Raw genomic sequence first — 22,861 nt, forward strand, 5'->3', positions numbered from 1 at the left:
TGTAAAAAGTTGCTATCTTATTGTATCCACAAACGAAAAAAGAGATGCCTCCTAATGAGGCATCACCTTTTTATACTTGTGGTTCAGATACTTCTTTCTCAACCTTCTTCTTGTTTTTGCCCTTTTTCAAACGACGGTTTTCAAGCATTAACCAAATTTGAGAAGCAACGAAAATAGAAGAGTACGTACCTACAACTAATCCAATTAATAACGCAAGTGAGAAGTTACGCAGTGATTCACTACCGAAAATAAGTAGTGCAATTACTGGGAACAACACTGTTAAAACAGTATTAATTGAACGACCAATTGTTTGACGAATACTTGAGTTTACGATTTCTTCTAAATCTTTTAAATCACGAACTCGTTTTTTCTGTTTGTATAATTCACGGTTTCTATCAAACGTAACGATTGAGTCATTGATAGAGTAACCAATAATGGTTAATACCGCAGCGATAAACGTTAAGTCTACCTCTATTCGGAAAAGACTAAATACAACAATCATAACGAAGGCATCATGTAATAATGCGATTACTGCAGATACTGCGTACGTAAGACGGAAACGAATACTTACGTATAAAACGATTACTGCAGAAGCAATCAATACTGCGATAAATGCATTTCGTGCAATCTCTTTACCGATTGTCGGTGAAACTGTACTTACATTCGGATCTGTACCGTATTTATCGTGGAAGAATGTTTTCGTTTTCGCAATTTCATCTTTTGATAGAACACCTAATGTACGAACTGCGAAACCTTTATTGTCATCTCCAGTCGGTACAATATTTTCTTCCTTCACATCGATTTTCAATTCTTTAAAATCTTTATGAACATCAGCAACAGTAACTGCTTGTTTTGATTGCAAGTCGATACGTGTACCACTTGCAAAGTCAATACCAAGATTCATTTTGAAAATCGGTAATATAATTGCCCCAGCAATTACGACTACAATTGAGAATAAGAAGAATTTATGACCGATATTTACGAAGTTAATACGATCAAATCTCGTTGGCGGATGTACTACACCTTTTGTTAATGGAATAATATCCTTTTCCTTAACACCAAAATAAGATGGTTTTTTATCGAAGTAACGGCTCTTTACAAGTAAACTTAGTAAGAAACGAGTACCGAATACGTTCGTAATGAAACCGACTAAAATACTAACAATTAAACTTGTTGCGAAACCTTTTACAGAACTATTACCGTAAGCAAATAATACACCGGCTGCTGCAATTGTTGTAATGTTCGCATCTAAAATTGTCGCTAATGAACGATGGTTACCAGCACGAAATGCTGACATCATTGACTTACCAATTTTCAGCTCTTCCTTTAACCTCTCGTACGTAATGATATTCGCATCAACTGCGATACCTACCCCGAGCACTAATGCCGCAATACCTGGCAACGTAAGAACCGCATGCATCCAGTTAAAGACAAGTAATGTAACGAAAATGTATAAACCTAACATAATAACCGCTACAAGCCCTGGTAAACGGTAGAATACAAGCATAAATAAGAAGATAATAGCAATACCGATTGCACTAGCGAAAATCGTTTGCTCTAATGCTTGTTGACCAAATTTCGCTCCAACAGATGTTGAATACATTTCTTTTAAATCAACAGGAAGTGCACCTGCATTTAATAAAGATGAAAGTTCTTTCGCACTTTCAACTGTAAAGTTTCCACCTACGATAGATACTTCAGCTTGGTTAAACACTTGGCTTACTGTTGCTGCTGATAAAAACTTCGGATTCGGTTTTGCAGATTCTGCTTTATACGAATCTTTTCCTTCTTCAAAATCAAGCCATATTACCATTAAATTCGTTGGTGGTGGCATCTTTGAAATTTTTTCAGTTACTGCACGGAATTTTTCAGCGCTTTTTAATGTAAGACCTACGCTCGCACGGCCTTGCTCATCAAATGTTTGCTTCGCTCCGCCGCCTTTTAAATCCGTACCATCCATAAGAAGATTGTCATCCACATCACGGAATGTTAATTTCGCTTGTGTTGATAACATTTCACGTGCTTTTTGCTGATCTTGTACACCAGCAAGCTGTACACGAATTCGATTTTCTCCTTCAATTTGGATGTTCGGCTCACTTACACCGAGAACATTGACACGATTTTCAAGAGCACCTACTGTACTTACAAGTGCCTCTCGGTCAATTTTATCGCCTTTTTTGGCTGGTTTTACTTCATACAGAACTTCAAAACCACCGCGAAGGTCTAGTCCTAGACTAATTCCTTTTGCTATGTCTTTTCCTGCCGCACCAATTACGCCACCGATTAATAAAACGATGAGGAAAAAGGCGGCAATTCTCGTACCACGCTTTGCCATATGTACCCTCTTTCTGCTACTAACACTTTCAATAAATCTCTTACGATTCACTGCTATACGTGTGCATACACCTAGTTAGTAGACTTCCTTTCTATAAAATACATTTGTTTTTTGCTAGTTCATCACTAGCTGTGTCGGTAAACCTTACGCAATACCTACACTTTCATTATTTATTTTTCTTCTTCACTACCTCCTTTACATATAATCTTAGACATCGTTATTTCCTCTTTATCAATACCTATCATTATACTGCAAAAGGAAGAACAAACCAATTGCAGTCAGTTATTTATTTTCATACTCATCAAATGACCAAAGTGGCGCTTGGTATGCTTCAACAGTTAAATATGTCATATATTCATTAGGTGTTATTCTTAATACATCGTTCACTAATTCATACAACCTAACATTACTGTCTATCTTTTTCCACTTTTTCACTTTAAGAAACTTCCAAATGTCATCATCTGTCACTCTGTCATAACCGAACATTTGAAACTCCTCTACTTTACTAACTAAAACGACTTGTAACTGTCCGCGGTATGATTCTACCAAATCTTCTTTTTCTAACATACGTAACATCTCCTTATAATTTCAGCACGAAAAGTCGCTTTTATTCCCGCTCTAATGGACAGCAATAACTACTTTCAAGAGCACTATCATACTTCACTCTCTTAAATGCTTGTCATTCTTGTCTCGTACGTGCATATAAATTATTGTAAATCATTCCACTGATTTTGAGAAGGTAGGAGAAGACCATGACGAGACAAAGCTTTTTAAAAGGCGCATTTATTTTAATGATTGCCGGCTTTATTACCAAAATTCTTGGATTTATTAACCGGATTGTAATGGCACGTATACTAGGAGAAGAAGGCGTTGGCCTTTATATGATGGCCGTTCCTACATTCATTTTAGCAATTACATTAACACAAATCGGTCTTCCTGTCGCAATCGCAAAATTTGTAGCAGAAGCGGAAGCGGTGAACGATAAACAAAAAATAAAAAAAATATTAACCGTATCACTAGCTGTCACTTCCTTTATTAGCATCATTTTAACAATGGGCATTATGCTCCTCACACCTATTTTAGCGAAAACATTATTAACCGATGAAAGAACGTACTATCCATTAATGGCCATTTTACCTGTCGTTCCTGTTATTGCTGTTTCTTCTGTTTTACGCGGTTATTTCCAAGGGAAACAAAATATGAAACCTAGCGCTTATGCTCAAGTGATCGAACAAGTTGTCCGCATTACAATTATCGCTGTATGTATTCGAATATTTTTACCTTATGGCGTAGAATATGCTGCAGCCGGCGCTATGTTATCAGCCGTTCTCGGCGAAGTTGCATCCTTATTATTCTTACTCACTTTATTCCAACGTGAAAAACACTTATCTATACGCTCTAGATTTTTCACTACCGTAAAGGAGAGCAAAGGTACATTTTATTCTCTTATGGATATCGCCCTTCCAACTACAGGAAGTCGTTTAATCGGTTCTGTTTCTTATTTTTTTGAACCTATCGTCGTTATGCAAAGTTTAGCGATTGCCGGAGTTGCCGCTTCTGTCGCAACCCAGCAATACGGTATATTAAACGGTTATGCATTCCCGCTCCTATCACTACCCGCCTTCATTACATACGCTCTTTCTACAGCGCTCGTTCCTTCAATTAGTGAAGCAATGGCAAAAAGGCAACATAAATTAGTGGAGCACCGTTTACAACAAGCACTTCGAATTTCATTAATTACTGGTGGGTGGTCTGTCGTTATATTATACGTATTCGCTTCCCCTGTTTTAACTCTTATGTACGGATCAGACAGCGCAACAGCATTCATTCAGCTACTTGCACCTTGCTTTTTATTTCATTATTTTCAAAGTCCACTTACATCTGTATTGCAAGCTTTAAATTTAGCACGCGCTGCTATGATGAACACATTTATTGGCGCCATCGTGAAATTAATCGTTATTTTTGTACTAGCTTCAAAGCCAGAATTTCAAATGATGGGGGTTGCTCTCGCTATTGCAGCAAATATAGTAACAGTAACATTCCTTCACTACGCTACCGTTTTAAAAAAGATTACATTTACCATTTACGCAAAAGACTATATTTTCGGCGGACTTGCCATCGGTATTGCAGGTGCCTTCGGTTTTTACCTTCATAAGTATATTATTTTCTCTCATTCTCTTGGTATACAAACATTATGGGAAATCACTTTAACAACACTGGTTTATGTCGTTCTCCTCTTCATCTTTAAACTAATTCGAAAAGAGGAGTTAAGTCGCCTCCCTATCATTCGTAAACTTTCATTTTTGAAATAAAGTAAAACTTTCATTAGCGAGACTTTTCCGGGCTTACTATTTAAAATGGTAAGCTTTTAGTTTTCTTTCAAATCAACAAAAAATTGTCCATTTTGAAAACTACAGTATAAAATTTGTGTTATATCGTTATAACCTAAGTTTTTTAGTTTTTCAATGAGCCATTCGTCTGTATGTTCAATCATTTGCAAATGATTAGATTGAATTTCTCCATCAATAATTAATGGCAGAGTAAAAATAGGCGTATCATTTTTACTCTTTTTACTTTTTTGTTTTTGAAAAACGGATAACTTCCCTGATGGTTCCAAAATAGCGTATTCCACATCCCGCACGTCTCCGACCCCTTGCTCCCTTAATTGCATCATTAAATCATCTATGTTATAGCGCTGTTTTCTCATCTTTTTTTCATCAATTTTTCCCGCATTTATAAGAATAGCAGGCTCCCCTTCTATTAAATGCCGAAATCGTTGAAACTTCAAAGAAATAACCGACAAAATGATTTGTATGCACATAAGGAAAGTCATCGGAACTAATTGATGCCAAAGTGATTTATCTGTATTTTCAATCGCTACTACAGCCATTTCACCAAGCATAATGAATACGACTAAATCTAATACACTTAGCTCTCCAATTTCACGTTTACCCATAAGACGGAAAATAATTAAGATAATGATATACAAAAGCATCGTCCGGCCAATTATCGATACCCATTCCATTTCTACATCTCCTTTTTTACTTATAGATTCCCCTATAGAAAAGAAAATAGTCTAACTTAAGCAAAAGAGAAATATGCTTGTATTAAAAAGGGGGAATGCATAAATGGATGGAACGAAAAAATTATCAACTGCAATTGGTTTCGGTATTATTACCCTACTAATTCTCGCATCTATTACTAGCATGGTTATGGCTCTATTATTAAAGTTTACGAACATGAATGAAAGTACATTAACCGTCACTATTTTGATACTAGCTCTTTTATCTATGCTTATGTCTGGGTTTATTGCTGGTAAAAAAGCACAAGGGAAAGGTTGGCTAGTTGGTTTTACAACAGGACTCACATTCGCCATACTCGTTTTTCTAGTTAACTATTTAGGCTTCTCTCAAACTTTATCGAACTCACAGTTACTTTACCAATTGGCATTAATGGGCGCGAGTACACTCGGTGGTATTTTCGGTGTAAATATGTCAAAGCAAAATAATTAAAAAAAGGCCCTGCACATTTCATGCAGGGCCTTCCTCATTAGTTTTTCACAACTTCACGAATCGCATTGCGATCGAAAGTTAAGTGTGCACCACCAGATTTAACAACGATTTTCGTTTCATCTACTGATTCGATTGTACCGTGTAAGCCACCAATTGTTATGATAGCATCACCTTTTGCTAATTCGTTTTGCATTTGAGCAACTGCTTTTTGACGCTTTTGTTGCGGGCGAATTAATAAGAAATAGAAAATCGCAAACATCGCAACGATCATAACGATATTCATCATACCTGCATTCATCTTTTGTTCCTCCTTTTAAATTATGTATTAGAAGTTTTTAGCATTCGGTTTATTAAAGCCATACTGTTCAAAGAACTCTTCGCGGAAATCACCAAGACGGTCTTCACGAATAGCTTGTCTCACCTGCTCCATTAAGTTTAACAGAAAATGAAGGTTGTGATAAGACGTTAAACGAATTCCGAACGTTTCATCACATTTCATCAAGTGACGAATGTACGCACGAGAGTAATTTTTACATGTGTAGCAATCACAATTAGGATCAAGCGGACCGAAGTCTCTTGCGAATTTCGCATTTTTTACAACTAGACGGCCTTCACTTGTCATACATGTACCATTTCGAGCGATACGAGTTGGAAGTACGCAGTCAAACATATCAACGCCGCGAATTGCCCCATCAATTAACGAGTCAGGAGAACCTACTCCCATTAAGTAACGTGGCTTATCATCTGGAAGAAGTGGTGTTGTAAACTCAAGCACACGATTCATAATATCCTTCGGTTCACCAACAGATAAACCACCTATAGCATAACCAGGGAAGTCCATTGAAACAAGGTCTTTTGCACTTTGGCGACGAAGCTCTTCAAACTCTCCGCCCTGTACGATACCGAATAAACCTTGATCTTGTGGACGTTCATGCGCTTTTAAGCAACGTTCTGCCCAGCGGCTTGTACGTTCTACAGATTTCTTCATATATTCAAAAGTAGCTGGGAACGGTGGACACTCATCAAATGCCATCATAATATCTGAACCTAATGCATTTTGGATTTCCATCGCTTTTTCTGGTGATAAGAATAATTTATCTCCATTTAAGTGGTTACGGAAGTGAACGCCTTCCTCTTCAATACGGCGGAAGTCACTTAAACTGAATACTTGGAAACCACCAGAATCCGTTAAGATTGCACGGTCCCAGTTCATAAATTTATGCAAACCACCTGCTTCACGAACAATTTCGTGACCTGGACGTAGCCATAAATGATACGTATTACTTAAAATAATGCCAGAATCCATTGCTTTTAATTCTTCTGGTGACATTGTCTTAACTGTTGCAAGTGTACCAACTGGCATGAATGTTGGTGTATCAAATGAACCGTGCGGCGTGTGTACACGACCTAAACGCGCACCCGTTTGTTTACAAGTTTTAATAAATTCATAACGAATTGCTGTCATAATTTACTCCTTTTATTTGTTTCTCATTTTAGCGTGAGATGCAACGAACATTGCGTCACCGAAGCTAAAGAAACGATATTTTTCTTTTACTGCTTCATTATAAGCATGAAGTACATTATCTCTATTTGAAAATGCACTTACAAGCATAATTAATGTTGATTTCGGCAAATGGAAGTTTGTAATTAAACCATCAATTGCTTTAAATTTATATCCTGGGTACATAAAAATATCTGTCCAACCAGAAGCTGCGCAAAGCTTACCACTATGATCGGTCGCAATCGTTTCTAACGTACGAGTTGATGTCGTACCTACAGTGATAATACGTCCACCATTCTCTTTCACACGATTTAATAATGCCGCTGTCTCTTCAGACATATAGTAATATTCTGCGTGCATATGATGCTCTTCAATCGTATCTGCAGAAACTGGTCTAAATGTTCCAAGCCCTACGTGAAGTGTAATAAATGCTAACTGAACGCCTTTTTTCTTTAACTTCTCAAGTAACTCTTCTGTAAAGTGAAGTCCCGCTGTCGGCGCTGCTGCTGAACCGATTTCTTTCGCATATACTGTTTGATAGCGATCGCGATCTTCCAGTGTCTCTTTAATATATGGAGGAAGTGGCATTTCCCCAAGTTCATCTAAAATTTCATAGAAGATGCCGTCATATGAAAATTCAAGCTGACGCCCACCTTGATCTGCAGTCCCTGTGCAAGTTGCTTTTAATTTCCCTTCACCAAAAGAAATTACAGTTCCTTCTTTTACACGTTTCGCTGGCTTAACAAGCGTTTCCCACTTATCGCCTTCCTCTTGTTTCAAAAGAAGCACTTCAATGTGCGCGCCTGTATCTTCTTTCACACCGTGCAAGCGAGCAGGCATAACTTTCGTTTCATTTAAAACTAAGCAATCCCCCTCATGTAAGTAAGAAAGAATGTCCGTAAAATGTTTATGCTCAATATCACCAGTTTCACGGTCTAACACCATTAATCTTGATGTTTCACGATCCTCTAACGGGACTTGTGCAATAAGTTCTTCTGGTAAATGAAAATCAAACAGATTAATATCCATAACTGTATCCACCTATTTCTTATTTGAATCGATTTATTATATACATAATAAAAGATAATGCAATACTTAACACAATACATGTAATGATAGGAAAATAAAAGGTAACGTTACCTTTTTTCACAAAAATATCGCCTGGAAGCCTTCCAATGAACTTCCAAGCTAAGCCAACAACAATGAGTAAGATACCTGCTGTTATAAGCAATTTCGGTATCTCCGTCATACTTTTGGCATCTCCATTCCGAAATGTTCATACGCAAGTGGCGTTACGATTCGGCCTCTTGGCGTTCGTTGTAAAAAGCCAATTTGTAATAAATACGGCTCATACACATCTTCAATTGTATGAGATTCTTCTCCAATCGTTGCCGAAACTGTCTCTAATCCAACTGGGCCACCACGGAATTTCTCAATTATACCGAGCAATAATTTATGATCAATATGATCGAGTCCTAATTTATCTACCTGCAGTAGTTCTAATGCCATTTGTGTAATTTCCATTGCAATTGTTCCGTCGCTGCGAACTTGTGCGAAGTCACGTACACGTCGTAATAAACGATTCGCAATACGAGGTGTACCACGGGCACGTCTTGCAATTTCTAGTGCGGCTAACGAATCAATTTCCACTTCGAATACTTCCGCTGTACGTTCAACAATCGCAGAAAGCTGATCCACTGTATAATACTCTAATCTTGAAAGTACACCGAAACGGTCACGGAGCGGCGCTGATAATGCTCCGGCACGTGTTGTCGCTCCAACTAATGTAAATGGAGGTAAATCTAAACGTACAGACCGTGCTGACGGTCCTTTTCCAATTACGATATCAAGGCAAAAATCTTCCATCGCAGGATATAGTACTTCTTCAATTGATCTATGCAAACGATGAATTTCATCAATAAACAATACATCTCCAGGCTGAAGTGCTGTTAATACCGCTGCTAAATCTCCTGGTCTTTCAATTGCGGGACCTGACGTCGTTCGAATGTTAACACCCATTTCATTGGCAATAATATTCGCAAGCGTCGTTTTACCAAGTCCAGGTGGTCCATATAAAAGTACGTGATCTAACGTTTCTTCACGCATTTTCGCCGCTTCAATAAACACTTCTAAATTATGTTTCGCTTTATCTTGGCCAATATACTGACGGAGCGTCTGTGGCCGTAATGAATACTCTAAATCCGCATCTTCGTATCCAGATTCCCCTGAAAGGAGACGTTCGTCCATTATACTCACCTCTTACCATTTAGTAAAAGACTAAGTGCCTTTTTAATATATTGATCCGTCGTTAATGATTCTTTTAATAACTCTGGTACAACACGAGAAACTTCCCGTTCTGCATAACCAAGTGCACGCAGTGCTTCCAGTGCTTCATCAAGTTCAACTGAGGAACCTTTCTTCTCATCAAAACTTTCAACATCTGAGAACAAATCAACAAATGCATCTGGTACAACATCTGCTAGTTTTCCTTTTAAATCTAAAATCATTTGGCGCGCTGTTTTCTTTCCGACGCCCGGGAATTTCACTAAAAACTTCTCATCTTCATGTTCAATCGCTTGAACGACCTGTCCTGTTTGACCAGAAGCTAAAATCGCAAGAGCGCCTTTTGGCCCAATGCCAGACACACCTAACAATTTTGTAAATAATAAACGCTCTTCACGTGTTTTAAACCCGTAAAGTGCCATAATATCTTCTCTCACATAATGATATGTATAGACACGGATTTCTTGCTTACTTCTTTGAAATACATACGGATTTGGTGTGAAAATTTGGTACCCAATTCCATTATGGTCAATTACGACATATTCCGGTCCTACATACTCCACGTAACCTGTAACATATTCAAACAAAATACGATCTCTCCCTCTTAAATCATGTATTCCATTTTAACATATTTAATGATAGAAAAGCGAGACTACCCCAACAAATGTTCTCTGTTTAAAACTTCTGTTATTTTCCATTGACAGAAAAGATAAAGCACCTTAATATACAGGAGTCGATAATGATTATCAATACTAATTAAAGGGGTTACATCAGGATGAAACGTAAGTTATTTATTTTATTAACTATTATGCTAGTCGTTCTTTCTATCGTTGGCTGTTCTTCTCAAAAAGAAGCGTCAAAAGCAAAAGAACAACCGAAAACAAAAGTTGTGAAACACGCTAAAGGGGAAGCTACAATTCCAGTAAATCCAAAGAGAATTGTTGACTTATCTGGATCAACAGAAGAGTTATTACTTCTTGGACACAAACCTGTTGGTACAGCAAATACATATAAAGATAAAATCCAAAATCACTTAACAGACAAGCTAGATGGCGTAAAAGCAGTTGGCTGGTACTGGGCACCTAAAGTTGATTTAGAAGCTGTTACAGCTTTAAAACCGGACTTAATTATTTTAAATAATCGTCAATTAAAAATTTATGATCAATTAGAAAAGGTTGCACCGACTGTTGTTCTAGAAACAAACTTAGAAGACTGGCGCGGTAAGTTTAAAGAAGTAGGTAAACTATTTGATGAAGAAAAGAAAGCTGACAAATGGATTGCCGACTACGATAAAAAAGCAGACTCTTTATCTAAAAAAATTAAAGAAAAAACAAAAGATGAAAACTTTATGTTTGTCGCAGTTACACCACAAAACTTCCGTGTATACGGTAGCTTCGGATACGGTGACATCATCTTTAACGACTTAAAACTTCCAGCAACAAAAGGTACAGATTTAAAACAAACGATGGCGCAAGTATCATTAGAAGGGCTTGTTGCATTCCAACCTGATCAAATGTTTATTGTAAACTTCGGCGGCGAGGCTGATAAAGTGTACGAAGACTATAAAAATAGTGCTGTTTGGAAAGACAATAAAGCAGTAAAAAACAATCACGTATATGAAGTATCGAATGAAATCTTCAATACGAAAGCATTCAATCCAATCGGAAAAGATATGCTAATTGATGAAATCGCAAAAGAAATTTTAGCTAAAAACAAGTAAGAAAAAGCAGCTCACCATGAGCTGCTTTTTTTCTTATTTTGCACTGCATATTGCTTCATTTTTTCAATCGTCTTCACAAAACTTTCTTTTGATTTTATACGAATACCACGTTTCAATTTCGCACGCTCATAACTCTCAAGTTTTTTCATATCAATTTGAAAGAAAGAATGAATCGCATTATCACTTTTTGGTACACCCTTGAAAATTTGTAATATCCCTTCCTCTGAAACACCAAAATAGCCGCTCGTCTTCAATAACGGAGAAATATCGTCCACTTTCTTTTGCAATACAATTTGTACATCATCACGATCAACGAGTTGCCATTCTTTATATTGCTGTAAAAACTTTTCTAAATCCGCTACTTTTTCTGTAAATATTTCTTCACTTACTTCTCCATCAACATACATACGCTCTAATAAAATTGTAACTTCAGATTCTTTTTCTGTTACTTCTGGTACTGGTCCTTCCGCCCTCACACTCGTTTCATAGGCTAAACAAAACATCATCACGAAAGCTTGCACTGCAATCAGTATCCATTTCATTTCCGTTCACCTCTTTTAGGCAAAATCAAACTTTCATTAGTAGTTTTGCCGAAAGTGGAGGTTTTATCCATATAAACAACCACATTACATTTCTCTCAAAAATAAAAAAATGCAGATAAGGTTTTATCCTTATCTGCATTAGCATTTGTTTTTATATAAAATGAAAGACGCCTGCAAGCAGGCGTCTTGATGCGTTTACGGCGAGAGACCAGGCGACCACATTCGCGTGTTTAGCACTTAAGCATATCTCTCGTCTTACGTAAATTAGCTCATCGCTTTGCTAATATAACATTAATAACGTATAAGTGCAACATTTTTATAACAAATATTTTATTTTCTCTTTCACCCAAACGAACTTTATGTAAATTATAAAATGATAAATGTAATATATATGTTACAATTAATGTAACAGCGAAATCATAATAAACAGGAGATGGATATTGTGAAAAAAATAAAGGATGAACGTCTCATTCTGAAAACATTAAAAAACATACGTATTGCCTTTCTTTTTCAATCGCTTGGTATAATTGGCATTTTAGGCTATATCGGATTCACTGAAGGAATGGATCAAATTACGAAATCTCCATTATGGTTATTATTTATCCTTACAAGTATCGTACTTAGTTATTTACAGTTAAGCGTTTCTATCGATGTAGAAGAAGGCGAAAAGGATATAAAGTTAACTCCTTATTACAAAATTATTTTACGCTCTCTTATTGTAGGAACTATTATAGCCATTATTTATATCATTTTCAGTCCAGAAAGACCTCTGTTTGAAGCACTTCTAACAGGTAGTATTTTCTTCATATGCTTTTTAGTTTCTTATTCCGTTAGTTATTTTATTAAAAAACGTCGTTTACAAGATAACGATGAATAAAGAGGAAGGGCAATCCCTTCCTCTTTTGTTTTGCTATCGCACTGTACCAGTTAAACCGTAACGAATGTCTCGGAACATATTCACTATGTCACGATTAAAATCGTTTGTAACTGTACCGTTACGTAGACGCGTACTCATTGCATCGACACGAGTAAACATATCATTTCTTACAGAAACATATACGTTTCTGTTTCCAACTTCATTTGAAACCGCTTGACGAATTTCGTTCGCCATCGCCGTTTCATTTGTCGCTGTGTTACGTGGTTTTACTGCAATCGCTACGTCGTTTCCATATACAACCGTAGACACGCGGTCTACGTTATTCATACGTTTCACACGATTTGTAATTCTTTCTGCAGTTTTACCATCATTGTTAATGTATGAATTGTTCATTGTAATATTACGAGTTGGATGCGGATTAGCAATTTGCCCATTGTAATTTACATCACGGTAATAATTATTATATCCTGTATCGTTACGACCGTTTCTATATGTTACATAATCTGTATAACGATCGTTACGCGCTACATTATCACGATACTGATGTGTATCATTATAAGATGTACGCTCGTAATTGTAGTTACGTCCATCCATCGCATTGTTATCTTTTGGTGTACCACATGCAGCTAATGCACTGGTAACTAACAAAGAAGCAGCAATCACTTTTACTTTCGTATTCAATACAAAAACCCCCTCTGTTAGAATGAACTTCTCTTCTGAAAAGCTCCCTCTTATGATGAGTAACAGAGAAGGTTTTTACACTGTTAATATTTCACTGGGAATTTTCTAACACTTGATGTAAATCTTCCGTTTTCAAAACAATTCTACATACAAAAAAGGTGGAAATAATCCCACCTTTTTTTAAACTTCTTCTTCGTCCTCTTCTTCTGCGACTGGCTCTCCAAATACATTTGGTGGATCTGGTTGATAATACATCGTCCCTGGCTGTGGTGCATATGCAGACTGCGTTGGTTGATAATATAAAGGATTAGCGTATTGTGGTCCCCCAGGCTGCGGACTATATAACCTACTCTCTCCTCCGCATCCACAATCTTCCTCACCTTGTATGAGTGGCGGCATATTATTATCCATTGGCATCATATTTGGATTTGGCATAGACGTATACTGTGGTCCAAAAGGTGCCCCTTGCTGATATGGCATATTGTAATATGGGTTTTGTTGTTGATAATATGGATTCGGCGGCATCATCGGCTGTTGATACGGCATTTGATATGGCATCATATTCGGTGGTTGATTGTTATCCATGATCGGCATCATATTTGGCATTTGATTGTTATCCATGATCGGCATCATATTTGGCATTTGATTGTTATCCATGATCGGCATCATATTCGGCATTTGATTGTTATCCATAATCGGCATCATATTCGGCATTTGGTTATTATCCATAATCGGCATCATATTCGGCATTTGATTGTTATCCATAATCGGCATCATATTCGGCATTTGGTTATTATCCATAATCGGCATCATATTTGGTGGTTGATTGTTATCCATTATTGGCATTATGTTTGGTGGTTGATTGTTATCCATTATTGGCATTATATTTGGTGGTTGATTGTTATCCAGCATTGGCATTATATTTGGTGGTTGATTGTTATCCAGCATTGGCATTATATTTGGTGGTTGATTGTTATCCAGCATTGGCATTATATTTGGTACTTGAATATTTGGCGGTATGACTTGTGGGATAACCACATTTTCTTTCGATACATTTGGTGATACTATGCTTCCTACATTTTCTTTCTTCACTTGCGGCGATACTATATTCCCTACATTTTCTTTCTTTACTTGCGGCGACACTATGTTTCCTACATTTTCTTTTTTCACTTGCGGCGATACTATATTCCCTACATTTTCTTTCTTTACTTGCGGCGATACTATGTTTCCTACATTTTCTTTCTTTACTTGCGGCGATACTATGTTTCCTACATTTTCTTTCTTTACTTGCGGCGATACTATGTTTCCTACATTTTCTTTTTTTACTTGCGGTGATACTATATTATCCTTTTTCGTTTGCGGAGAAATGACGTTGTTAGGTTTCATTTTCGTAATTTGCGGAGCAATTAACTCGCTTCCTTTTTTAATTACATCTGAAATTTTATATTCTTTTTTCGTTTTTATTGGCGGTTGCGGCGGCTGTGGTAATACATTTATCGAAAACTTCGTATTTTCTTTTTCCGCTGGTTTTTGTTTTTCTATAACAGGTGGCTTTTGAATAACAGACGGTTTTTCAGCTGGTTTTTCTTTTTGAATTGGCTGTTCTTTTTGCACTTCTTTTTGTGGTTTCACCTGTACTTCTTTTTGCGGCTTCACTTGCATTTCCTTTTGTGGTTTTACTTGCACTTCTTTTTGTGGTTTTATCTGTACTTCTTTTTGCGGTTTTACTTGCACTTCTTTTTGTGTTTGTTGCATAGCGGGCTGCTGGGTAATTGGTGCCGATTGATACGTAACTTCTTCCTCATCTTCTATTCCAAGCGGCGTTGGTGTTGCTGCAAATTCTTTTTGTTGCACTTCTTTTACGTATTGCTTTGGAGGTGCTGATCCTGCTCCAGCTTGCTGTTTCACGTGGACGCCGTTTGATGGTACTTTAATTTTCATACCTGGCATGATTAAATCTGGATTACTAAGCTGTGTATTTGTTTTTTTCAGCGTGTCAAAATCCACTCCGTACTTTTTCGCAATTTTCCAAAGGGTATCCCCTTTTTGCACGATATGAATTTTCAAATTTTCCCCCTCCTGTATAACTTATCTATAAGTAACAAATCTCATGAAGTAACCCTTTCTAAATAACATTAACTTCTTTTCACTTTTATCACTTCTTCTATTTTCAATATAGTTGGAAGTGGAATAGGCATAAAAACCACAATGATTTCTTCAAAACAATGTATGCCCATTTCGCTCTCGTTATGATTATATGTATGAAAAAAAGCAACGGTATTCCCGTTGCTTTAAACACGCTCTAACATACGATTTAATGCGAGAACTGCTTCTTTCGTTACTTGTTTGTCTACGCTAATAACGTTAATCTCTTCTCCGCCTTCTATCGTTTCAAGCACCCATAGTAAGTGAGGGAGGTCAATTCGATTCATCGTTAAGCACGGACACATAAATGGATTAAGTGAAACAATTTCTTTATCTGGATGTTGCTGAATAATTCGGTTCACTAAATTCATTTCTGTACCAATTGCCCATTTACTTCCAACTGGAGCTGATTCAATCATATCAATAATGTATTTTGTTGAACCTGCATAGTCGGAAGCGGCTACAACTTCATAGCAACATTCTGGATGTACAATAATATTCATATCCGGATGATTTTTCCGCACACTTTCAATATTTTTCACTGTAAAGTTTTGATGAACTGAACAATATCCTTTCCATAAAATCACTTGGATTTCTTCTATGTTTCCATCGTATTCTAATGAATCTGTATGTGGATCCCATACCGCCATTTTATCTAACGGAATACCTAAATCGTACGCTGTATTTCTTCCTAAATGTTGGTCTGGTAAAAAGACAAGACGCTCTTTTTGTGTAAACGCCCAAGAAACCATTTGTTTTGCATTTGAAGAAGTTACTGTCGCTCCACCATTACGACCGCAAAACGCTTTAATTGCAGCTGTAGAATTTACATACGTTAACGGAATCATCGTATCTCCAAATAACTTCGTGAGCTCTTTCCACGCTCTTTCTGTTTGTTCAATATCTGCCATGTCCGCCATTGAACAACCTGCGCGCATATCTGGTAAGATGACAACTTGTTCATCTGTCGTTAACATATCTGCTGTTTCTGCCATAAAGTGCACACCACAAAACACAATGTATTTTGCTTCTTTATTACTCGCTGCAACTTGCGCAAGCTGAAGTGAGTCCCCTGCTGCATCAGAAAATTGTACAACTTCATCCTTTTGATAATGATGCCCTGGAATAAATAACGTTTTCCCCATTTTTTCTTTAATTTCACGAACACGCTTTTCCATATTTTCCGTTGACATTGTGTAATAACGCTCTGGTAACATCGTTTCAATTGGCTGTACTTTTTCTAAAATACTCATATACCTTTCTCCCCCTCTAAGCCACTTTCCTTACGCTTCAATATTGAAACTAATATCAAGTGCTTTCACTGAATGTGTTAACAATCCAAGTGAAATATAATCTACCCCTGTTTTTCCATATTTCAATAAATCTTCAACTGTAATGCCACCTGACGCTTCCGTAACAATGGCGCTTGGCACAATCTTTGAAAACTCTCGAATTTCATCTGGCGTACGGTTATCAAACATAATAATATCCGCACCGGCTGCTACTGCCTCTCTCACTTGCTCCTCCGTTTCTGTTTCCACTTCTACTTTCACCATATGTCCTAATTTTTCTTTCACCGATGTAATAGCTTTTGTAATAGAACCAGCAAACGCAATATGATTGTCTTTAATCATGACACCGTCATATAAACCGAAGCGGTGGTTAAATCCACCTCCGCACACGACTGCATATTTATCAAACATACGTAGCCCAGGCATCGTTTTTCGCGTATCACAAATGCGAGTATGACTACTATCTAACGCAAGAACCGCTTTACGTGTCATCGTGGCTATCCCACTCATACGCTGAATAACGTTTAATATAACGCGCTCTGCTGTTAATAACGAGGCAATTGGACCTTGCACAGTTGCAATGATTTCGCCTTTTTCTACAAGATCCCCATCTTTTTTATGAAGCTCTACTTCAATTCTCTCATCAATTAATTTAAATCCTGATTCAATTACTAAACGTCCTGCAAAGACCCCTGTATCCTTCGCAAGAAACGCTCCTTTCGAAAGCAAGTTATCTGGAAAAATAAGCTGAGATGTTACATCTCTTTCCCCTATATCTTCTAAAAAAAATCGATTTAATGCTTCTTTAACTTTTATCGTGTTCATAAAGCCCCTCTTCCCCTCATCACACAATTTGTAGTTTTCTCTTTACTCGAACAATCTCTTTCTTTCCTATATTTCTATCTGGATAATCACTCCGGTAATGCCCGCCAATACTTTCTTCTCTTTGCAAGGCTGACACAACTATAAGCTCACAAACCGTTAACATATTAATAAGCGTTATCTCTTCATTCGTAAGAACATCATGTTGTAATATCATATTTCGAACACCATACTTACTAAGCCATCTCTTCGCATAAGATAAACTGTGCTCTGTTCGCACAATCCCAACATATTTCATCATGCATTTTTGTATTTCTTCTTTCGTCGGTAAATGATTCAGAACGATAAACTTTGCTTCCTTTTCGGCTAGCATGTTCACCTTTTCTTTTGTCTCTCTAGATAAAATGTGTCGTCCGATTCTTTTTCCAAACACAAGACCTTCTAATAATGAATTACTCGCTAATCTATTTGCACCATGAACCCCGTTACAAGCTACTTCACCGACTGCGTATAAGTTCAGAATAGACGTCTCTCCATCACAGTTCGTTTTCACGCCGCCCATGTGAAAATGAGTACCGGGCACGATCGGAATAAGTTTTTTATTTATATCGACTCCATTTGTTTTACATATCGATGACACGGTCGGAAAGCGTTGTTCAAAGTTTTGAATCATTTCGATGTTTAAGTACACTTTTTCACCCGCAAGTAGCTGTTCATGAATAGCCCTAGCCACTACATCACGCGGGGCTAGATCCTGTTCAGGATGTATCTCCATCATAAAACGCTGTCCTTTTCCATTTATAAGGACAGCTCCTTCTCCGCGAACAGCTTCGGACACGAGACCGGAACAACGCCCACCCGCGTATAACATCGTCGGATGAAATTGTATAAACTCTAAATCTACAAGTTCCCCACCTGCGCGGTACACCATTGCAAGTCCATCGCCTGTAATTGTCTCATCATTAGAAGTAAAGGCGTATAAACCGCCAATACCGCCTGAAGCTAACACCGTATAATCTGCATTGTAACGTTTCAGTTCTCCTTTATTGTTGCGAGTTAAAGCCCCAACACATTTATCTTTTTCTATAATAAAATCGAGCACCATTTCCTGTTCCACTACCGTAACGTATGGAGCTACTTCTTGAATAAGATGCTCTAATAAATTCTTTCCTGTTGCATCGCCACCTGCATGTAAAATACGACGTTTTCGATGCGCCCCTTCTTTTCCAAGATGAGGACCTGTTTCATCTCCATCAAATTTCATTCCTCTTTCAATAAGGTTATTAATTTCTTTCGGTCCTTCCTCGACTAAATAACGGACCACTTCTTCATTGTTATAATGACACCCTGCTACTAACGTATCTTCAAAATGATCATTAGGATTGTCATATGTCGCTACCACTGCGGCAATTCCACCTTGAGCTAAATGTGTATTATTATTACGTTTCGTCTCCTTTGTGATAATAATCACATTCTTTTCGTGACAAATCTCTTTTGCAACACGAAGTGCCGCAACGCCACTTCCAATAATTAAGACATCTGCACTTGGCATAATTGTTGCCTCCTACTTTACACTTTTCAACTGTCTTGACACCTATATTTACATAGTTTTAAAATAATGACAAGAGTTTTTTTATAATTCTTATTTTCACTACTACCATTTAAAAAGTAAAAGAAATGTAACTCTTACTAGAGAGAGGAACTTACATGATGATATATCTTGACTATGCAGCTACTACACCTATGAGCGAGGAAGCGTTACAAACATATATGAAAGCAGCTTCGCAATACTTCGGAAATGAACAAAGTTTACATGATATTGGAGGAACGGCTTCTTCTTTATTACAAGTTTGCCGAAAAACATTTGCGGAAATGATTGGAGGCAAAGAACAAGGAGTATTTTTCACAAGCTGTGGATCGGAATCGAACTATCTTGCGATTCAATCACTTCTAAGTGCCCGAAATAAGAAGCATATTATTACGACACCTATGGAACATGCATCCATTCGAAGTTATTTTCAATCTCTAAAATCAAAAGGCTATACGATCACTGAAATTCCTGTTGATAAAAGCGGACTCATTTGTTTAGTAGATTTAGAGGCAGCTATTACAGAAGATACTGTGCTAGCAAGTATACAGCATGGTAACTCTGAAATTGGGACTGTTCAAAACATAGCAGAAATTGGGGCCCTTTTAAAAACATATAATATTTTATTTCATACGGATTGTGTGCAAACGTTTGGTAAACTGCCTATCCATGTTTTTGAGATGGGAATTGATAGTCTTTCTGTTTCAGCACACAAAATATACGGTCCAAAAGGTGTCGGCGCTTGCTATATAAATCCGCAAGTTCGCTGGGCACAAATATTCCCGGGAACTTCTCACGAAAAAGGATTTCGCCCAGGCACAGTGAACGTTCCTGGCATCGCATCTTTTTTAACAGCTGCTGAAAATATATTGAAAAATCAACAGGTAGAAAGTTTACGTTTTAAAGAGTTACGATCCTACTTTTTAGAGGAATTACAAACACTTCCGCTAGAAATTGAAGTAGAAGGTCATTCTACTTCTTGTTTACCACATATTATTGGGGTTACAATAAAAGGAATAGAAGGTCAATATACAATGCTAGAATGCAACCGCCGCGGTATTGCCATCTCGACCGGAAGTGCTTGCCAAGTTGGTAAACAAGAACCTTCGAAAACAATGCTTGCAATTGGAAGAACGTATGAAGAGGCTAAACAATATGTCCGCTTCTCTTTCGGACAACAAACAACGAAAGAACAAATTGATACTACTATTCATGCACTACACACAATTGGAAATCAATTTTATAGAGGTGTTAAATCATAATGAAACAAAATGAACAAAAAAAAATTTTAGGTGAAGAAAGACGACAACTTATCCTTCAGTGGCTGCTTGCTGCAAATGAACCGTTATCTGGAAACGAACTATCTAAGAAGACAAACGTAAGTAGACAAGTTATTGTGCAAGATATCTCCTTACTAAAAGCAAGAAACGAGCCAATTATCGCAACTGCTCAAGGCTATTTATATTTAAAACCACAGGAGAAGCAACAGGCTTTTGAACGCGTGATTGTATGCCAACATAAACCAGCAGAAGTACGTCAAGAACTTACAATGCTTGTTGATCATGGCGTTACGATTAAAGACGTAAAAGTTGAGCACCCTGTATACGGCGACTTAACAGCATCAATTATGGTAAGTAATCGATTTGATGTAGAGCAATATTTACAAAAAATCGAAAATACAAATGCTTCCTATCTTTCGCAACTAACAGATGGTATTCACTTACATACAATTGAAGCAGATTCTAAAGAAAAATTAGACGCTGCTTGCGAGGCTTTAGATAAAGCAGGATTTCTCGTTTATTAATGTAAAGCACAGAGTTTTTATAATTCTCTGTGCTTTTTTAATGCTATAATATTGTAATCAATCGTAAAGGAGATCGAATATGGGAATTGAACTCGTTCACTTTAGTACTGGTAAACCGAAACAAATGAAATATGGCGAAGATAAAGAAATGATAACAGGTATATGTAAAGATCCTACAGAAGAGGCCTTTCTCTCAAAAGACGGATTTCGTGGTGATGACGTAGCGGATTTAAAACATCACGGCGGTCCTGATCGCGCTGTTTGTGTGTACCCACACGAGCATTACGCACTATGGGAAGAGGAATTTCAAACTACGCTTCCAGCTTCCACATTTGGCGAAAACATTACCGTAACAAATATGTTAGAGCGTGATGTTTGCATCGGAGATACATATCAACTTGGTGAAGCAATCATTCAAGTGACACAAGCAAGAGTACCTTGTAGCACTATTTCAAAACGCCTCGGTATTCCTGGCATACTGCCGCGCATTGTAGCAACTGGATTTACTGGCTACCTATGCCGCGTTCTTCAAGAAGGTACTGTACGTAAAGATTCTAAAATCACATTGCTAAAACGTCCATCAAACAATGTATCTGTTTTGTTTTCTAACGAAATTTATTTTCATAATAGAAAAGATAAAGATGGCATTGAAAAGATTCTTGCTGTTCCTGAACTAGCCAATATTTGGCGTGGTCAGTTAGAGGATCGTCTTGCTAAGTTAAAGTAAAGAATCCCACCTATAAATGGTGGGATTTTATTTATCTATCAGACGGTATATTATCGACTGAAATTATATCGATTTAACTACAAAATACGACAAATACTCTCCCTTACCCTTTACAACCAATAAGAAGAATAGGTCCCCAGCACAGTAACAGAAAAACCGAGCGCTTCAAGTTCCATCGTTACGCCTGGCAATAATACGTCATCGTATGCTTTATCGACATCGATTAAGAAAAAGTAATTTCCGAGTCCTGTTTTCATCGGGCGCGATTCGATTTTTGATAAATTTAATTTTCTCCATGCAAAAGCTGATAACACTTGATATAGTGCCCCTGCATAATCTGCAGGTAACGTTATCATAAGCGTCGTTTTCTCCCCGCGGTTTTCTCCGTTATTTGAGAGTATTACTTTCTTTTTCTTATGGAGCACTAGGAAGCGTGTATGATTGTTTTTATGCGTATGAATGTCACGTCTTACAATTGTTAATCCGTATTTTTCTGCGGCTGCTTCATTTGCAATGGCAGCGATTTTTTCTTCAGGATGTTCTTTCACATATTGTGCAGCAGCACTTGTTGATGTCATGTCTCGAACAGTTACCCCTTTTAATTCTTCATTTAAAAACTTATGACATTGTGCGATAGCATGCGGATGTGAATGCACTGCATATACTTCTCCCCACACTTCTGCATACTGCGGATGTACGAGTAAATGTTGCTGAATTGGTACTGTAATTTCTCCTACAATAGAAAGTGGTCGCTCATGCACGAGGTAATCGACCGTTATATTTACTGAACCTTCTATTGCGTTTTCTAACGGTACGACTGCGAAATCTACACTTTCATTTGCGGCTGCATCTATACAATCCGGAATCGTTCGATACGGTACATGCTCTGCTTCCGGAAAAAAACGACTCACCGCCATATTTGTAAATGTTGCTTCTGGTCCTAAATATCCTACTCGAATCATCGTCTTTTCCCCTCTTTTTCGTTTTCTTACTGTTATACCATACTTTTTTATATTCTTCTATGTAAATTTC

General features: G+C 37.4%; 22 protein-coding genes and 1 pseudogene. 7 read left to right on the top strand and 16 right to left on the bottom strand.

The features are described from left to right. Positions 1–70: 70 nt before the first annotated feature. The gene (gene secDF, locus MHH42_RS22370) at positions 71–2,335 is read right to left on the bottom strand and encodes a protein translocase subunit SecDF (protein WP_001119095.1); all 2,265 of its coding nucleotides are present in this window, start codon (positions 2,333–2,335) and stop codon (positions 71–73) included. Between the two features lie 282 nt (positions 2,336–2,617). Further along, positions 2,618–2,902, bottom strand: a complete 285-nt coding sequence (locus MHH42_RS22375; protein ID WP_000890217.1) for a post-transcriptional regulator — start codon at positions 2,900–2,902, stop codon at positions 2,618–2,620. A gap of 185 nt (positions 2,903–3,087) precedes the next feature. On the opposite strand from MHH42_RS22375, the gene spoVB reads away from it, so the two are divergent. Next, positions 3,088–4,647 (top strand): stage V sporulation protein B, encoded by a 1,560-nt coding sequence (spoVB, locus tag MHH42_RS22380; protein ID WP_340894149.1) that lies wholly within the window; start codon positions 3,088–3,090, stop codon positions 4,645–4,647. Positions 4,648–4,703: 56 nt separating this feature from the next. Here spoVB and MHH42_RS22385 read toward each other — a convergent pair whose 3' ends face one another. Further along, on the bottom strand, positions 4,704–5,360 hold the full coding sequence (locus MHH42_RS22385; protein WP_000455378.1) for a DUF421 domain-containing protein: 657 nt from the start codon (positions 5,358–5,360) through the stop codon (positions 4,704–4,706). A gap of 103 nt (positions 5,361–5,463) precedes the next feature. Between MHH42_RS22385 and MHH42_RS22390 the strand changes: the two genes are divergently transcribed. Then, positions 5,464–5,847 (top strand): TIGR04086 family membrane protein, encoded by a 384-nt coding sequence (locus MHH42_RS22390; RefSeq protein ID WP_000349137.1) that lies wholly within the window; start codon positions 5,464–5,466, stop codon positions 5,845–5,847. Positions 5,848–5,884: 37 nt separating this feature from the next. Here MHH42_RS22390 and yajC read toward each other — a convergent pair whose 3' ends face one another. The 6 genes from yajC to ruvA are packed head-to-tail and all read right to left on the bottom strand — an operon-like array spanning position 5,885 to position 10,218. Then, complete coding sequence (gene yajC, locus MHH42_RS22395; protein ID WP_000991114.1) at positions 5,885–6,145, bottom strand: preprotein translocase subunit YajC; 261 nt, start codon at positions 6,143–6,145, stop codon at positions 5,885–5,887. A gap of 27 nt (positions 6,146–6,172) precedes the next feature. After that, the gene (gene tgt, locus MHH42_RS22400; protein WP_000125368.1) at positions 6,173–7,312 is read right to left on the bottom strand and encodes a tRNA guanosine(34) transglycosylase Tgt; all 1,140 of its coding nucleotides are present in this window, start codon (positions 7,310–7,312) and stop codon (positions 6,173–6,175) included. A 12-nt stretch (positions 7,313–7,324) separates the two neighbouring features. Next, positions 7,325–8,377, bottom strand: a complete 1,053-nt coding sequence (gene queA / locus MHH42_RS22405; protein ID WP_070173794.1) for a tRNA preQ1(34) S-adenosylmethionine ribosyltransferase-isomerase QueA — start codon at positions 8,375–8,377, stop codon at positions 7,325–7,327. Between the two features lie 19 nt (positions 8,378–8,396). Continuing rightward, the gene (locus MHH42_RS22410; RefSeq protein ID WP_000136158.1) at positions 8,397–8,597 is read right to left on the bottom strand and encodes a DUF2905 domain-containing protein; all 201 of its coding nucleotides are present in this window, start codon (positions 8,595–8,597) and stop codon (positions 8,397–8,399) included. Next, entirely contained in the window at positions 8,594–9,595 is a 1,002-nt protein-coding gene (gene ruvB / locus MHH42_RS22415; RefSeq protein WP_000344470.1) for a Holliday junction branch migration DNA helicase RuvB, read from the bottom strand. Before ruvB ends, MHH42_RS22410 begins: the two co-directional genes overlap by 4 nt. 5 nt (positions 9,596–9,600) lie before the next feature. After that, positions 9,601–10,218, bottom strand: coding sequence for a Holliday junction DNA helicase RuvA (ruvA, locus tag MHH42_RS22420; RefSeq protein ID WP_000464514.1), 618 nt, complete (start codon positions 10,216–10,218; stop codon positions 9,601–9,603). Positions 10,219–10,406: 188 nt separating this feature from the next. On the opposite strand from ruvA, the gene MHH42_RS22425 reads away from it, so the two are divergent. Beyond that, positions 10,407–11,351 carry an iron-hydroxamate ABC transporter substrate-binding protein gene (locus MHH42_RS22425; protein ID WP_000823617.1) on the top strand — a complete coding sequence of 315 codons (945 nt, stop codon included), beginning with the start codon at positions 10,407–10,409 and terminating at the stop codon, positions 11,349–11,351. 11 nt (positions 11,352–11,362) lie between these two features. On the opposite strand, the gene MHH42_RS22430 is transcribed toward MHH42_RS22425, so the two are convergent. After that, positions 11,363–11,893 carry a BofC C-terminal domain-containing protein gene (locus MHH42_RS22430; protein ID WP_000871206.1) on the bottom strand — a complete coding sequence of 177 codons (531 nt, stop codon included), beginning with the start codon at positions 11,891–11,893 and terminating at the stop codon, positions 11,363–11,365. Between the two features lie 433 nt (positions 11,894–12,326). Between MHH42_RS22430 and MHH42_RS22435 the strand changes: the two genes are divergently transcribed. Continuing rightward, entirely contained in the window at positions 12,327–12,770 is a 444-nt protein-coding gene (locus tag MHH42_RS22435) for a branched-chain amino acid ABC transporter substrate-binding protein (protein WP_097837410.1), read from the top strand. A 33-nt stretch (positions 12,771–12,803) separates the two neighbouring features. On the opposite strand, the gene MHH42_RS22440 is transcribed toward MHH42_RS22435, so the two are convergent. From MHH42_RS22440 to nadB, 5 genes and pseudogenes are all read right to left on the bottom strand, one after another. After that, complete coding sequence (locus MHH42_RS22440) at positions 12,804–13,451, bottom strand: YhcN/YlaJ family sporulation lipoprotein (protein ID WP_001093526.1); 648 nt, start codon at positions 13,449–13,451, stop codon at positions 12,804–12,806. A gap of 1,904 nt (positions 13,452–15,355) precedes the next feature. Beyond that, a pseudogene (gene safA, locus MHH42_RS32450) lies at positions 15,356–15,518 on the bottom strand (SafA/ExsA family spore coat assembly protein); the annotation flags it as partial. 224 nt (positions 15,519–15,742) lie between these two features. Next, positions 15,743–16,849 (bottom strand): quinolinate synthase NadA, encoded by a 1,107-nt coding sequence (gene nadA, locus MHH42_RS22450; RefSeq protein WP_098637801.1) that lies wholly within the window; start codon positions 16,847–16,849, stop codon positions 15,743–15,745. A gap of 30 nt (positions 16,850–16,879) precedes the next feature. Next, complete coding sequence (gene nadC, locus MHH42_RS22455; protein WP_340894157.1) at positions 16,880–17,713, bottom strand: carboxylating nicotinate-nucleotide diphosphorylase; 834 nt, start codon at positions 17,711–17,713, stop codon at positions 16,880–16,882. 19 nt (positions 17,714–17,732) lie between these two features. Continuing rightward, on the bottom strand, positions 17,733–19,262 hold the full coding sequence (gene nadB, locus MHH42_RS22460; RefSeq protein WP_097837562.1) for an L-aspartate oxidase: 1,530 nt from the start codon (positions 19,260–19,262) through the stop codon (positions 17,733–17,735). Positions 19,263–19,417: 155 nt separating this feature from the next. Between nadB and MHH42_RS22465 the strand changes: the two genes are divergently transcribed. The 3 genes from MHH42_RS22465 (at position 19,418) to MHH42_RS22475 (ending at position 21,829) form a co-directional block, all read left to right on the top strand. Next, positions 19,418–20,560: an IscS subfamily cysteine desulfurase gene (locus MHH42_RS22465; RefSeq protein WP_000973768.1), complete on the top strand. Its 1,143-nt coding sequence runs from the start codon at positions 19,418–19,420 to the stop codon at positions 20,558–20,560. Continuing rightward, a complete protein-coding gene (locus MHH42_RS22470; protein ID WP_000812272.1) occupies positions 20,560–21,102 on the top strand; it encodes a transcription repressor NadR in 543 nt (180 codons plus the stop codon). Before MHH42_RS22465 ends, MHH42_RS22470 begins: the two co-directional genes overlap by 1 nt. A gap of 79 nt (positions 21,103–21,181) precedes the next feature. Next, a complete protein-coding gene (locus tag MHH42_RS22475) occupies positions 21,182–21,829 on the top strand; it encodes an MOSC domain-containing protein (protein ID WP_000510705.1) in 648 nt (215 codons plus the stop codon). Between the two features lie 110 nt (positions 21,830–21,939). On the opposite strand, the gene pheA is transcribed toward MHH42_RS22475, so the two are convergent. Further along, positions 21,940–22,791, bottom strand: a complete 852-nt coding sequence (gene pheA, locus MHH42_RS22480; RefSeq protein ID WP_340894161.1) for a prephenate dehydratase — start codon at positions 22,789–22,791, stop codon at positions 21,940–21,942. Positions 22,792–22,861: the final 70 nt, after the last annotated feature.

It is taken from the genome of Bacillus sp. FSL L8-0099 (assembly GCF_038006385.1).
GTDB classification, from domain to species: Bacteria; Bacillota; Bacilli; order Bacillales; family Bacillaceae_G; genus Bacillus_A; species Bacillus_A toyonensis.

Bases quoted from the DNA above. Each gene is read 5' to 3' on its own strand.
- secDF (WP_001119095.1), bottom strand. From the start codon at position 2,335: ATGGCAAAGCGTGGTACGAGAATTGCCGCCTTTTTCCTCATCGTTTTA.
- MHH42_RS22375 (WP_000890217.1), bottom strand. From the start codon at position 2,902: ATGTTAGAAAAAGAAGATTTGGTAGAATCATACCGCGGACAGTTACAA.
- spoVB (WP_340894149.1), top strand. From the start codon at position 3,088: ATGACGAGACAAAGCTTTTTAAAAGGCGCATTTATTTTAATGATTGCC.
- MHH42_RS22385 (WP_000455378.1), bottom strand. From the start codon at position 5,360: ATGGAATGGGTATCGATAATTGGCCGGACGATGCTTTTGTATATCATT.
- MHH42_RS22390 (WP_000349137.1), top strand. From the start codon at position 5,464: ATGGATGGAACGAAAAAATTATCAACTGCAATTGGTTTCGGTATTATT.
- yajC (WP_000991114.1), bottom strand. From the start codon at position 6,145: ATGAATGCAGGTATGATGAATATCGTTATGATCGTTGCGATGTTTGCG.
- tgt (WP_000125368.1), bottom strand. From the start codon at position 7,312: ATGACAGCAATTCGTTATGAATTTATTAAAACTTGTAAACAAACGGGT.
- queA (WP_070173794.1), bottom strand. From the start codon at position 8,377: ATGGATATTAATCTGTTTGATTTTCATTTACCAGAAGAACTTATTGCA.
- MHH42_RS22410 (WP_000136158.1), bottom strand. From the start codon at position 8,597: ATGACGGAGATACCGAAATTGCTTATAACAGCAGGTATCTTACTCATT.
- ruvB (WP_000344470.1), bottom strand. From the start codon at position 9,595: ATGGACGAACGTCTCCTTTCAGGGGAATCTGGATACGAAGATGCGGAT.
- MHH42_RS22425 (WP_000823617.1), top strand. From the start codon at position 10,407: ATGAAACGTAAGTTATTTATTTTATTAACTATTATGCTAGTCGTTCTT.
- MHH42_RS22430 (WP_000871206.1), bottom strand. From the start codon at position 11,893: ATGAAATGGATACTGATTGCAGTGCAAGCTTTCGTGATGATGTTTTGT.
- MHH42_RS22435 (WP_097837410.1), top strand. From the start codon at position 12,327: ATGGATATTGTGAAAAAAATAAAGGATGAACGTCTCATTCTGAAAACA.
- nadA (WP_098637801.1), bottom strand. From the start codon at position 16,849: ATGAGTATTTTAGAAAAAGTACAGCCAATTGAAACGATGTTACCAGAG.
- nadC (WP_340894157.1), bottom strand. From the start codon at position 17,713: ATGAACACGATAAAAGTTAAAGAAGCATTAAATCGATTTTTTTTAGAA.
- nadB (WP_097837562.1), bottom strand. From the start codon at position 19,262: ATGCCAAGTGCAGATGTCTTAATTATTGGAAGTGGCGTTGCGGCACTT.
- MHH42_RS22465 (WP_000973768.1), top strand. From the start codon at position 19,418: ATGATGATATATCTTGACTATGCAGCTACTACACCTATGAGCGAGGAA.
- MHH42_RS22470 (WP_000812272.1), top strand. From the start codon at position 20,560: ATGAAACAAAATGAACAAAAAAAAATTTTAGGTGAAGAAAGACGACAA.
- MHH42_RS22475 (WP_000510705.1), top strand. From the start codon at position 21,182: ATGGGAATTGAACTCGTTCACTTTAGTACTGGTAAACCGAAACAAATG.
- pheA (WP_340894161.1), bottom strand. From the start codon at position 22,791: ATGATTCGAGTAGGATATTTAGGACCAGAAGCAACATTTACAAATATG.